General features: G+C 56.0%; 16 protein-coding genes and 1 tRNA gene. 5 read left to right on the top strand and 12 right to left on the bottom strand.

Features of this window, described 5'->3' with window-relative positions; all coding sequences use genetic code 11:
* Window positions 1-45: 45 nt before the first annotated feature.
* Together DSD30_RS07845 and DSD30_RS07850 are read right to left on the bottom strand one after the other, a co-directional pair.
* A tRNA-Leu gene (locus tag DSD30_RS07845) sits at window positions 46-132 on the bottom strand.
* Between the two features lie 211 nt (window positions 133-343).
* Complete coding sequence (locus DSD30_RS07850; RefSeq protein WP_114009086.1) at window positions 344-616, bottom strand: FliM/FliN family flagellar motor switch protein; 273 nt, start codon at window positions 614-616, stop codon at window positions 344-346.
* Between the two features lie 137 nt (window positions 617-753).
* Here DSD30_RS07850 and lipB point away from each other — a divergent pair, with 137 nt between their 5' ends.
* From lipB to folK, 5 genes are all read left to right on the top strand, one after another.
* Complete coding sequence (gene lipB / locus DSD30_RS07855) at window positions 754-1479, top strand: lipoyl(octanoyl) transferase LipB (RefSeq protein WP_114009087.1); 726 nt, start codon at window positions 754-756, stop codon at window positions 1477-1479.
* 167 nt (window positions 1480-1646) lie between these two features.
* Window positions 1647-1829, top strand: a complete 183-nt coding sequence (locus tag DSD30_RS07860; protein WP_114009088.1) for a Flp family type IVb pilin — start codon at window positions 1647-1649, stop codon at window positions 1827-1829.
* Window positions 1830-1969: 140 nt separating this feature from the next.
* Complete coding sequence (gene folP / locus DSD30_RS07865) at window positions 1970-2812, top strand: dihydropteroate synthase (protein WP_114009089.1); 843 nt, start codon at window positions 1970-1972, stop codon at window positions 2810-2812.
* Between the two features lie 4 nt (window positions 2813-2816).
* Window positions 2817-3191, top strand: coding sequence for a dihydroneopterin aldolase (gene folB / locus DSD30_RS07870; protein ID WP_114009090.1), 375 nt, complete (start codon window positions 2817-2819; stop codon window positions 3189-3191).
* The gene (gene folK, locus DSD30_RS07875; RefSeq protein ID WP_198662874.1) at window positions 3188-3688 is read left to right on the top strand and encodes a 2-amino-4-hydroxy-6-hydroxymethyldihydropteridine diphosphokinase; all 501 of its coding nucleotides are present in this window, start codon (window positions 3188-3190) and stop codon (window positions 3686-3688) included. Before folB ends, folK begins: the two co-directional genes overlap by 4 nt.
* 39 nt (window positions 3689-3727) lie before the next feature.
* Here folK and DSD30_RS07880 read toward each other — a convergent pair whose 3' ends face one another.
* The 10 genes from DSD30_RS07880 to rpsM all read right to left on the bottom strand — a co-directional run bounded on the left by DSD30_RS07880 (window position 3728) and on the right by rpsM (window position 12194).
* A complete protein-coding gene (locus DSD30_RS07880; RefSeq protein WP_114009676.1) occupies window positions 3728-4555 on the bottom strand; it encodes an ATP12 family chaperone protein in 828 nt (275 codons plus the stop codon).
* A 31-nt stretch (window positions 4556-4586) separates the two neighbouring features.
* The gene (locus tag DSD30_RS07885; protein WP_198662875.1) at window positions 4587-5249 is read right to left on the bottom strand and encodes an HAD-IA family hydrolase; all 663 of its coding nucleotides are present in this window, start codon (window positions 5247-5249) and stop codon (window positions 4587-4589) included.
* A gap of 58 nt (window positions 5250-5307) precedes the next feature.
* Complete coding sequence (locus DSD30_RS07890) at window positions 5308-6321, bottom strand: RluA family pseudouridine synthase (protein ID WP_114009092.1); 1014 nt, start codon at window positions 6319-6321, stop codon at window positions 5308-5310.
* Between the two features lie 20 nt (window positions 6322-6341).
* Window positions 6342-6719, bottom strand: a complete 378-nt coding sequence (gene crcB / locus DSD30_RS07895; protein ID WP_114009093.1) for a fluoride efflux transporter CrcB — start codon at window positions 6717-6719, stop codon at window positions 6342-6344.
* Window positions 6716-8056, bottom strand: a complete 1341-nt coding sequence (locus DSD30_RS07900) for a replication-associated recombination protein A (protein WP_425359454.1) — start codon at window positions 8054-8056, stop codon at window positions 6716-6718. The genes crcB and DSD30_RS07900 overlap by 4 nt, the downstream gene beginning before the upstream one ends.
* 9 nt (window positions 8057-8065) lie before the next feature.
* The gene (locus DSD30_RS07905; protein ID WP_114009094.1) at window positions 8066-9529 is read right to left on the bottom strand and encodes a DegQ family serine endoprotease; all 1464 of its coding nucleotides are present in this window, start codon (window positions 9527-9529) and stop codon (window positions 8066-8068) included.
* Between the two features lie 276 nt (window positions 9530-9805).
* Window positions 9806-10225, bottom strand: a complete 420-nt coding sequence (gene rplQ / locus DSD30_RS07910) for a 50S ribosomal protein L17 (RefSeq protein ID WP_114009095.1) — start codon at window positions 10223-10225, stop codon at window positions 9806-9808.
* A gap of 46 nt (window positions 10226-10271) precedes the next feature.
* On the bottom strand, window positions 10272-11288 hold the full coding sequence (locus DSD30_RS07915; protein WP_114009096.1) for a DNA-directed RNA polymerase subunit alpha: 1017 nt from the start codon (window positions 11286-11288) through the stop codon (window positions 10272-10274).
* A gap of 87 nt (window positions 11289-11375) precedes the next feature.
* On the bottom strand, window positions 11376-11765 hold the full coding sequence (gene rpsK, locus DSD30_RS07920) for a 30S ribosomal protein S11 (protein ID WP_114009097.1): 390 nt from the start codon (window positions 11763-11765) through the stop codon (window positions 11376-11378).
* A 60-nt stretch (window positions 11766-11825) separates the two neighbouring features.
* Window positions 11826-12194 (bottom strand): 30S ribosomal protein S13, encoded by a 369-nt coding sequence (gene rpsM, locus DSD30_RS07925; protein ID WP_114009098.1) that lies wholly within the window; start codon window positions 12192-12194, stop codon window positions 11826-11828.
* Window positions 12195-12280 lie beyond the last annotated feature (86 nt).

The following is a 12280-nucleotide window of genomic DNA, read 5'->3' on the forward strand; positions in this document are numbered from 1 at the left end:
CGGCCATGAAGGCAGCAGGTGGTTTGTCAAACCCTTTCGGGTAGATGGTGCGGCCGAGAAGACTCGAACTTCCACGGGTGTTACCCCACAGCGACCTCAACGCTGCGCGTCTACCAATTCCGCCACGGCCGCAAGCCTTGAACGTCGAAGCGATAATCGCCTCGTTGGTGGCGTGTAACTAGCAAATTCATTTTGGCCGCACAAGCGTTTAAAGGTGCGATCAACAACAAATGTGGAAAGCGTATGACAGGATACGATTTAATCGATTTTTCCCAGAGTCCCACTCGCCCAGCAGCACCTCACCCTCTGGAACAGGCAAGCAAGAATGCCTAAATAGATGCTATCAGGTGCCGACGCGGTTGATCCCGCGCAATGGTCGCCAGTCGACACTGCGATACAGAACCTTGGTAATCGAAATACCGACTTTTTCGCCGCGCAAAATCACCTGACCAAGCGCCACCGGCGTGCCATTGGCCTTGATGAGACAATCATCTTCTTCGTTGGCATCCAGTTCGATCACGGCCCCACGCCCCATGCGCAACAGCTGGTGAATGGGGATAGAGGTCGAGCCGAGCTCAACGGAGATGTCAATTGCGATACTGTCTAGATCTGGCACGTTTCACCTTTTCCGTGTTTCTCACGGATTGACGATGTCGGACATTAACAAAGTGTTATCGCTTATGGTAAATGAAAGCTTAACAAGCGACAGACAATCGTCCGCTCCAGCAAATTGACCACAGATCGAAGCCCCCAATGACCAACAGCCACATCGACCGCAACGACATTCTGACCAAGCCCGACACCCCTCGACCGATGGCGTCAAAGACCGGAGATGTGGTGGAATGGCTGGTTTCCGACCGACAAGTCCCCTATCCCGAAGCAATTGCCTTCATGGAACAGAGAATCGAAGCCATTGCGCGCGGAGAGGCCAAAGAATGCGTCTGGTTGCTGGAGCACCCCCCACTTTATACCGCCGGAACCAGTGCCGACCCGAGGGATCTGGTGGCACCCGACCGATTCGATGTCTTTGAAACCGGACGGGGCGGCCAATATACCTATCACGGTCCCGGCCAACGCATTGCCTATGTCATGCTTGATCTGAAGCGCCGGACGCAGGATATACGCCTGTTCGTTGCCAGCCTTGAATCCTGGATCATCAACACCCTCGCCGCCCACAATATCAAGGGTGAGCGAAGGGAGGATCGTGTTGGCGTCTGGGTGGAGCGGCCGGAAAAAGGCCCCGGCGTTGAGGACAAGATCGCAGCCATCGGCATTCGGGTCCGCAAATGGGTCACCTTCCACGGCATCAGCCTCAATATTGAGCCAGACCTCGACCATTATGGCGGTATCGTGCCGTGTGGCATCGCCAAGCATGGGGTAACGAGCTTCGTCGATCTGGGCTATCCCCTGACCATGAGTGATGTGGACATGACCCTGCGCGAAGAGTTCGAACAACTATTCGGAGAAACGACCAACTGACCGGCAATCAGCTGAAATCTCTTAAAAATCAACCCCTGTCACCAAACCGTGCGCCCCCTGTCGATATTAACCACCCGAGCGGAAATAAACCCAAGATTGTATTCATTAACGTCTCATTAAGCTAACCTGCAGACGCATCAAGACGCATAGCATATGAGGCAGAAGAGATGATCCGTACATCCATAACGGCCTTCTTCGGGGATGAAGACGCATCGGCCGCAATGGAATATATCCTGATCGTGGCGCTCATCAGCGTCGCTTGGCTGTATATCTGGCGGGAATATACCGCCGAACTGACTCAGATCTACGATCGACTCGCACGCGACCTGCGCAATGTAAAGATCGGCTGAGATATGAAAGGCCCGGCTTTGCCGGGCTTTTTCTGTGCGCCTGTCTTTCCACCATCCCCACCTTTGCGTCTGTTGTTGTTGGGTCCGGAGCGGGGATGCGCTAACAATGAAGCATCACAGGACAGAATAAGGAAAGCAAGATGCCGGGTCTTGATGCCGCACGCCCGTTGGGTCCGATCCAATGGCGCCCCAGCCAGATGCCCCTGATCATGGGCATCATCAATGTCACACCGGATTCTTTTTCCGATGGCGGCCAGTTTATCGCCGCAGATGCCGCCCTCGCCCATGCCCGGCAACTGGCAGACCAAGGGGCACATATTCTCGACATTGGTGGTGAATCGACCCGTCCAGATGCCACGCCGGTCAACGAATCCGAAGAGTTGGCGCGGGTACTGCCAGCCATTCGCGCGATTATCGAGCAGGATCTCGGCTGCGCCTTGTCGATTGACACTTACAAGGCCAACGTCGCGGCCAAGGCGCTCGAAGCGGGCGTTCATATCGTCAATGATGTCTGGGGGCTTCAACGCGATCCAGACATCGCCAAGGCTGCGGCGGACCATCAGGCCCCGGTCATCATCAACCACTGGGAAACCGAAAAGCAGGCTGGCCTCGGCCTGATTGACCAGATGAAAGCCTTCTTTGATCGCTCCATCGCCATCGCTCAGGCAGCAGGCCTGTCCGAAGACCGTATCATCCTTGACCCCGGCATCGGTTTTGGCAAGGATCTTGATGACAATCTGGTCATCCTCAATGGCCTTGAAACCCTGATCGGCTGGGGCTATCCCTTGCTGATCGGCACCTCACGCAAGCGGTTTATCGGAGCCCTGACGGGGCGCGAAGCGCAAGACCGCGTCCATGGAACTGTGGCCTCCAATGTTCTGGCATTGGAAAAAGGGGCTTCCATCTTCCGCGTCCATGACGTCGCCGCCCACAAAGACGCCCTCGCTGTCGCAGGTGCCATTCTCAACCCTCAAGGGAGCTGATTCCATGGATCGAATCATTCTTAGAGATCTTGCCTTCTTTGCCTATCACGGGGTCTATCAGGAGGAAGCAAGCCTTGGTCAGCGCTTCTACTTCGATCTCGACTGCTTCCTCGACCTTCGCCCAGCTGGTAAAAGTGACGATGATGGTGATACCGTACGCTATGACCATATTGCAAAGCGTGTCGAGACCATCGTCACAGAGCGCCGCTTTCAACTGATTGAAGCGCTGGCAGAAGCCGTGGCGGAAGACCTGCTTCGGAATATGGACAAAATCGAGGCCATTCGCGTCAAGGTACGCAAGCCCGAAGCTCCGATCCCGGCCATTGTCAAAGACATTGCCGTCGAGATCAATCGCACACGCAAGGATTATGACCTATGAGTGAGAAAGCCCAGAAGGTGGAAGCATTCATCAGCCTTGGAGGCAATATCGGCGATCCTTCCATAGCCATTGAAGATGCGTTGACCGCTTTGGCCGGCAAGCCCGGCGTCACAGTTACCACGCGCTCACGCTTTTACCGCACCCCACCATGGGGCAAGACAGATCAGTCCGAATTCGTCAATGCCTGTGCCGGGGTCAAAACCACCCTGACCCCGACAGAGCTACTGAAAACCTGTCTGGAAGTGGAAACCAGCATGGGCCGCGTGCGCGAAGAACGTTGGGGGCCGCGGATCATCGATCTCGATATTCTCACCTATGGGGATGTCACAATGGATGATCCGGATCTGACGCTGCCCCATCCTTATCTGACGGAACGGGCCTTTGTTCTGGTGCCTCTGAAAGACATTGCTCCGGATTTCCAGCTCAATGGAACAGACATCAGTGCGATGCTCGAGAAGCTCGACACCTCCGAGATTGTCGCCATGGATCAGTATTAGAGATTAGCTCTGGCCACCACCATCAAACGGGGCTGACAGTCAGCCCCGTAGCGCGTCCAGCACGAGGATGGCAGCATCGAAATCCGCGCGACGGAAGACGCGCCTCTTGGTGGCTTCCTCGTCTTCGCCCCACATTTCAATATTCCAGTCCTCATCAACCATCGCAGCCGCCCATGTGGCATCCGAGGTCAAAAAGCCCTTCCAGAAGGCATAGGGCAACAAGACCGAACCGGTGATTGTCATCATGGTGTGAAGCGCTGCCAGCTGAAAGATATCCAACCCCTGCCATTCGGCCCGCAGGGCCTGCCCCATGACCGGGCTCTGCTCCACCGCCATGATGCCGTTCGCCTGAACGAAACGCCCGCCCAGCGGCTCCTCAACCCATTTCAGCACGGGTTGCCAAAGCGTCTGTTGCCGATCGACCAGTCGCTCAGGGTGGGTTGCCGGGTAACAGATGAAGTCGTGATTGAGATAGGATACAATCTCGTCAAGCATCGCCTCGCGCGCATCCTCCACCCCATCGATGGTGGAATTGACCAGACGGGTCAGAGGCATGGTCGCAGGGTCAATCTTGTCTGTCTGGGCGTCCCACTCGCTCGCCAGTGCCCTGGCAATTGCCTCGCACGGCACAGACACCTGATGTTTCGCAGGGCTTCGGATCGGCCGACCATCCAGCAAAACCCGATGACCACCCTCCTCATCGGCAGCGATGGACACAGCCTTGTAGAAGCGCTTGGGCAAGGGTGTTTTCATCACTTCCTTGGCCCGCATCATCGGATTTGTGGTGCTGTCCTGCTGCCCCGGAACAAAGTCCCCAAACAGGGCCTGAACCGCATCAGGATCGGTGGAATTTTCCTTGTCCGACATGACCATTCCTCTTCTTGTCCGATTGTAGCTGTCAGAGTGAGCGCAGCAGCTGATCAAGCGCGGCATAATCATCCACCAGATGATGAGCGCCAGCGGCCCGCAACTCCACAGCCGGATGATAGCCCCAGGTGACACCGACACCGCGCACCCCAGCACTGACCGCCATTTCGATATCATAGCTGGTGTCGCCGATCATCACCGTATCCTCTGGCGCGACACCGGTCTCGGCCATGGCCTGCAGGATCATGCCCGGATTGGGTTTTGACGGCGCGCGATCAGCGGTTTGGACAGTGACGAAATGATCGTGCCAGCCGAAGCTGTCAAACAGATGCAGCACGCCACGATAAGCCTTGCCCGTCGCGATACCCAAAAGATAAGTCTCTTCCGCGGCCAGAGCCTCGATCACCTCTTTCGCACCCTCATAGAGATGCTCGATCGCATCGCCACCTTCTCGCTTGGCGATGACAAAATCCTTGTAGCTGTTGACCAGCAAATCCCGCGCTTCCACAGCGATCCCCGGTGACAGTCGCTCAACCGCCTGCGGCAAGGACAGGCCGATAATCGACAGGGTTGCCGCTTCGCCCGGGGACGGCAAATCATGCAGACGGTAGGCGTGCTCCATGCCCTCGACAATGGTATGCGCGCTGTCGACGATGGTGCCGTCGCAGTCAAAGATAAACAGCTTGAGGCTCATGCTCATGATCCTTGGGAAAGGGTCCTAATCGATTACAGGCGGCAAAGAGAATGGGCAATCAATTCTCGTTGCCCAGCTCATCCTCGATGTCTGGATCATAGTTGGAAACGTCAAAGCCGAGCAGGTTCCAGCTCTGCTGCATATGTTGAGGCAATGGCGCGGTCACATCCAGAATGCCGCCTTTTGGGTGCGGAATGCGGATCCGTCGCGCATGCAGATGCAGCTTGTTCTGAATACCGCCGGGCAGTTCCCAATTATCGATGTTGAAATATTTTGGGTCGCCGATGATCGGACATTCCATATAGGCGGCATGCACACGCAGCTGGTGGGTCCGGCCCGTGACGGGCTTCAACGTCAGCCAGGACAATTTCTGCCCGGACTGTTCCACCACCGAGTAATGGGTCACGGCATGCTGCGCCCCATCATCCCCATGACGGGCAATCCGCATGCGGTCGCCATCTTCTGCCTGATATTTCGCAACATAGGTGGACACCCGCGCCTGTTTTGGCTTGGGCACACCACGCACCAACGCCCAATAGGTTTTCTGTGTCGAACGCTCGCGAAAGGCCTTGGTCAGGGCCGTTGCAACAGAGCGTCTGCGCGCCACCACCAGCACACCGGACGTATCCCGGTCAAGACGATGCACAAGGCGCGGCTTCTGCCCGTGCTTGTCCCGCAGGGATTCCAGCATCCCGTCCACATGACGGCTCATGCCAGAGCCGCCCTGCACTGCCAATCCGGCTGGCTTGTTGAAGACATAGATATCCTTGTCTTCATAAAGCAGGACCGATTTGAGAAAATCTTCATCCCGGTCATCAACCCGCGGCATAGCCCGCTTCGGTGCGGCATTGGTGGATTTCTCATCGGTCGCCAGCGGCGGAATACGGACCTGTTGGCCCTTCATCAAACGCATGTTGGTCTTCACGCGCTTGCCATCCACCCTCACCTGCCCGGTGCGCATCAGTTTCTGCAACTGACCAAAGGACAGACCCGGATAATGCTCCTTGAACCAGCGGTCCAGACGCATCCCGTCTTCATCCCCGGTCACGTCTCGATTTTGTATGGTCGCCATTGCCTCTCAGACCCTCTCGTCTATACCAGCGCCCGTGCCACGCTCAGTCCCGCGAAAAGCGCCACAATAGCCCCGGCAAGGGACAATGCAACATAAAAAAGGGCCAACCCCATCTGCCCGCGTTCTGTGAGCACCACAACATCAAGGGAAAAGGTGGAAAAGGTGGTAAAACCGCCCAAAAGCCCGGTTGTCAGCAGCAATCGGACCTCGGTGCTGGCCTGAAACCGCAGCGCCAAAAGCTCAATCAAAAGCCCCATCAGGAAAGAACCCGAGATATTGCAAATCATGGTGCCATAGGGAAAGCCACTGCCAAAGGTACGCAGGGCAATCATGCCGACCAGATGGCGCATGCTGGCACCCGCGGCCCCTCCCAGCGCGACAAGGAGAAAGTGATTCATTTGTTCCGTTCCATTCTTAAGCGAGACCAATAGTCCAACCGCTTGCGCAAGTCACGCTCAAAGCCGCGTTCTACCGGCTGATAAAAGCTTTTTCGGCCCATTTCTGTCGGGAAGTAATCCTGACCGGAAAAGGCATCCGGCTCATCGTGATCATAGCGATAGCCATCGCCATAGCCTTCTGCAGCCATCAGTTTGGTGGGCGCATTGAGAATATGTTTGGGTGGTGGCAGAGAACCTTCCTTCTTCGCCGCCTTCATCGCCGCATGATAGGCCAGATAACCCTTGTTCGATTTTGGCGCCGTCGCCAGATAGATCGCCAGCTCCGCCAGAGCATAATGCCCCTCGGGCGCCCCGATCAATTGAAAGGCCTCGCGACAGGCCATTGCCATCACCACAGCGTTCGGATCTGCCAGTCCCACATCCTCAGACGCCATCACGGTCATCCGCCGCAAAATATAAAGCGGATCTTCTCCCGCATCGAGCATCCGGCACATATAGTAAAGCGCCGCATCCGGATCAGATCCACGGATCGATTTGTGAAAGGCAGAGATCAGATTGTAATGCCCGTCCGCCGACTTGTCATAGATCGGTGCACGCCGCTGCAGAATGGTGCCCAGCTGCTCGGCGGTGAATGTCTCACCCTCATGCGCGGCCCGCCAAACTTCCTGCGCCAGCGTCAAAGAGGACCGCCCGTCCCCGTCCGCCATCCGGACCAATGCGGCCCGCGCCTCGTCATCCAGCGGTAAGGGCTTGCCAAGCGCTTCTTCAGCCCGCGTCAGTAACTGACCGATCGCTTCATCATCAAGGCTTTTGAAGGTCAAAACCTGCGACCGAGACAGCAAAGCGGCATTCAACTCAAAGGACGGATTTTCCGTTGTCGCGCCGACCAGTACCACCGTGCCATCTTCCATCACGGGCAGAAAGCTGTCCTGTTGAGCCTTGTTGAAACGATGGATCTCGTCGACAAACAACAAGGTTGTCTTGCCCATCCTCCGGCGCTCGCGGGCTGCTTCAAACACCTTCTTGAGGTCAGCCACGCCAGAAAAAATCGCGGAAATCTGTTCAAAATGCAGGTCTGTCCCATCGGCCAACAGACGGGCAACGGTGGTTTTCCCCGTCCCCGGCGGCCCCCAAAGGATCAAGCAGCCCAGCGAGCCGCTCTTCAACATCCGTGTCAAAGTGCCATCGTCACCGACCAAATGGCCTTGTCCGACCACTTCATTCAGATGTCGGGGGCGCAACAGATCAGCCAGAGGGCGCATCGCTCCCTCTGGCTGATCCTTGTCTTGCTTTCCTGCGGGCGTCGACAGGCCCGCCGTCTCAAACAGATTGCTCACGTCTTGTGCCTAACCACTGATGGTTGTCTTGATGGTCTGACCATTGCGTTCAATTTCCATCCGCCAGAGGCGGAAATTCTGTTCTGTCAGGATCTCCAGAACCCGTGTGGTGCGGATCACCTCGCCATTCAGCCGTCGGATGATGTCCCCCACCCGGACGCCAAGTCGGTCTGCAGTGGAGCCTTGTTCAACCTTGGCCACCACAACTCCCTTAAGGCCGGTATCCAGTCCCAGTTCCTGTGCCACGGCAGGAGACAGATTGTAAACCGTTGCACCCCCGAAAGGTGAATAACCATCAATCAGCACTGCATCGCGTGGTGGTCGCTCTGGCGCGGTTGCTGTGCGCACGGTAAGTACTTTCTCGCGCCCGTCACGCAGGATCGTCAATTCTGCTTCAGCCCCGAGTTTGACCGTCGCATAGCGATATTCAAACGCATCCGGGCTGTCGACATCCTTACCATTGACCTGCAACAGCAAATCCCCGACTTCCAATCCCGCTTCTTCCGCTGGGCCATCCTCGTCAAGCGCGGTTACAAGCACCCCACGGGGCCGATCCAACCCCAGCCCTTCGGCAATGTCCGCTGTTACCATCTGTAAGCTGCCGCCGAACCACGCCCGCTCGATCCCCTTGCCGGAAATTGCCCCTTCCGCCACCAGACGCACCATATTGGCCGGAATGGCAAAGCCGATGCCGTTCGAGCCACCGGAGCGCGAAAAGATCGCCGTATTGACCCCAACCAGACGCCCATTCATGTCAACCAATGCGCCGCCGGAATTGCCCGGATTGATCGCCGCGTCGGTCTGAATGAAAAATTGATAATTGCTGATGCCCACATGGGTCCGCGCCAAGGCCGAGACGATGCCGCTGGTCACCGTCTGCCCCACCCCGAACGGGTTGCCAATTGCCAGCACCAGATCGCCAACCTTCAACTCATCGGAATCCGCAAACGGCAGTGATGGGAATGCCTGTTTGGGATCCCGAATTTTCAAAATGGCCAGATCGGTGCGCTCCTCATCAAGAATGATATCCGCATCAAACTCAGTCCGGTCTGCCAAAGCCACCCGCACTTCGGTCGCGCCCTTGATCACGTGATGGTTGGTGACGATCACCCCGCTTGGATCAACAATAACACCCGAACCCAGCGACCGCTCGACCCGCTCGCGCGGCTGGCCAAAGCCATTGCCGCCAAAGAAACGCTCAAAGAAAGGATCATCAAAGAAAGGAGATCGCGCCCGCTGCTGCACCCGTCGCGTTGCATAGACATTGACCACCGCAGGGGCTGCTGCATCGACCACAGGGGAGAAACTCAGTTGCATCTCGGCCTTGCTTGCAGGCACCCTGCTTGCGGCAGCAGACGCCGCCACGGCCTTCGTCGTCACGCCCGACGATAAGACATAGTCGCTGAGAGCACCGCCTACGCCCGCCGCCACAGCAACGACAGTCAATATGGCAAGTTTTTTCGACAAAGACATGCTGACACCCCTCTTTTCAATCATAAGCAAATCATATACCCGCGCGCTGATCCGTCACGGGAAAATTCATGTCCGAAAAGCTAGGACCGTGAGCGGGCAAAACTAAGGTCACCCACGGCACCATCTTTTATCATTGCCAAGAATTAATCAAACAGCAGAGGTTCTTAATGTCCCACTGTCCGCAATTTGTGGCTCACACCGATCGACTAAGGCAGCCTCAAACGAAAAAGGGGTGACCAATGGCCACCCCTTTAAACTTATCAACCGGCAACAAGCTTACGCTGCGTCTTCGGTTTCAACTTCCTGCGTTGGACCGGAGTCTTTGCCGCGAGCCTCAGGATCACGATCAACAAGCTCGATCACAGCCATTGGCGCGTTGTCGCCATAGCGGAAGCCGGCTTTCAGAACGCGGGTATAGCCGCCCTGACGTTCGGTGTAACGCTCGCCGAGTACGTCGAACAATTTCTTGACCATGTCTTTGTCACGGATCTGGGAAATTGCCTGACGACGGGCATGCAGATCACCGCGTTTTGCCAGAGTGATGAGTTTGTCTGCGATCGGCTTGAGTTCTTTAGCCTTAGGCAGGGTGGTTACGATTTGCTCATGCTTGATCAAAGCTGCCGCCATGTTGGCGAACATTGCCTTGCGATGAGAAGCTGTGCGATTGAGCTTGCGACCTGATTTGCCGTGGCGCATTGCCCTCTCCTTTTCCTATCCGACGGTATCACACCGTGGGTAACAATTAGTACTGATCTTCGTAGCGCTTGGCGAGATCGTCGATATTTTCAGGCGGCCATGCCTGAACTTCCATGCCCAGATGCAAACCCATCTGTGCGAGGACTTCTTTGATCTCGTTGAGCGACTTACGGCCAAAGTTCGGCGTGCGGAGCATTTCCGCTTCCGTTTTCTGGATAAGATCACCGATGTAAACAATGTTGTCGTTTTTCAGGCAGTTTGCGGAACGGACAGACAGTTCCAGCTCGTCCACTTTCTTGAGCAGTGCTGGATTGAATGCCAATTCCTGGGTCTGTTCCTGAACAACTTCTTTTTCCGGCTCTTCGAAATTGACGAAGATGGACAGCTGGTCCTGAAGAATGCGTGCAGCAAAAGCCACCGCATCATCAGGCTTCACGGAACCATCAGTTTCAATATTCATGATGAGCTTGTCATAATCGAGAACTTGACCCTCACGGGTATTCTCAACCTTGTAAGCAACACGCTTGACCGGAGAATAGAGGCTGTCAACCGGGATCAGACCGATCGGAGCATCGTCCGGACGGTTCTGAGTTGCGGTCACATAACCCTTGCCACTATCGACAGTGAATTCCATGCGAAGCTCGGCACCAACGTCCAAAGTGCAAAGCGGCAGTTCCGGATTCAGGATTTCGACATCGCCGACAACCTGAATATCACCTGCACGCACAACACCCGGGCCTTCCTTGCGGAGAACCATACGCTTCGGGCCCTCACTTTCCATGCGCAACGCGATTTCCTTGACGTTCAGGATCAGATCCGTCACGTCTTCGCGAACACCGGAAATGGAGGAAAACTCATGCAAAACACCGTCAATCTGGATGGCGGTCACTGCTGCCCCTTGCAGGGAAGACAGAAGGACACGACGCAGGGCATTGCCCAAGGTCATGCCAAAACCACGCTCCAGAGGCTCGGCAACCACTGTGGCGAGACGCAACTCGTCGTCGCCCGGGGTGATTTCGAGCTTGGTTGGCTTGATAAGTTCCTGCCAGTTTTTCTGAATCACGTCTCAACCCTTTCTCGTTCCGGGGAGATACCCCACCTTTTGCTGCTATGGTCCAGCCACAGCGAGCGGCAGGGAACCTGAAAATTATTAGACGCGACGACGCTTGCGCGGACGACAGCCATTGTGCGGAATTGGGGACACATCACGAATAGAGGTGATGGTGAAACCAAGTGCCTGAAGGGCACGCAGGGCTGATTCACGACCCGAACCAGGGCCTTTGACTTCAACTTCGAGTGTCTTCATGCCATGCTCGGCAGCTTTTTTGCCAGCATCTTCACCAGCCATCTGCGCGGCGAATGGGGTGGACTTACGAGAGCCCTTGAAGCCCATTGCACCAGCCGAAGACCAGGAAATGGTATTTCCCTGTGCATCGGAGATGGTGATCATGGTGTTGTTGAAGGTCGAATTCACATGCGCTACACCGGACGTAATATTCTTACGTTCGCGACGCTTAACGCGCGAGGCATCTTTCGCCATATTCTTTCCTCGATCTCTACACCGCCGTTATACCAGCGGCTCCACCGGACAAACCGTGGATTATTTCTTCTTACCAGCAATCGCTTTCGCAGGACCTTTACGGGTGCGAGCGTTGGTGTGCGTGCGCTGACCACGAACGGGCAGACCACGACGATGGCGCAGGCCACGGTAGCAACCCAGATCCATCAGGCGCTTGATGTTCATGGCGGTCTCACGGCGCAGGTCACCTTCTACGGTGTAGCCAGCGTCGATCACTTCGCGCATTTTCAGAACTTCAGCATCAGTGAGGTCGGCGACGCGACGCTCTGGAGCGATGTTGACTTGTTCGGTGATTTCCTTGGCAAATTTGGGTCCAATGCCATGGATATACTGAAGCGCGATGATGACGCGCTTGTTCGTCGGAATGTTGACGCCAGCAATACGGGCCACGTCTGATCTCCTTATATGCAGGCAGTCCGCAAGGACTGGATGCATCCGGGTGAAGCTCCTCCCCATCCTTAGCACCAAGACAGCGG

Origin of the sequence: Cohaesibacter intestini, from assembly GCF_003324485.1 — a bacterium.
Taxonomy (GTDB): Bacteria; Pseudomonadota; Alphaproteobacteria; order Rhizobiales; family Cohaesibacteraceae; genus Cohaesibacter; species Cohaesibacter intestini.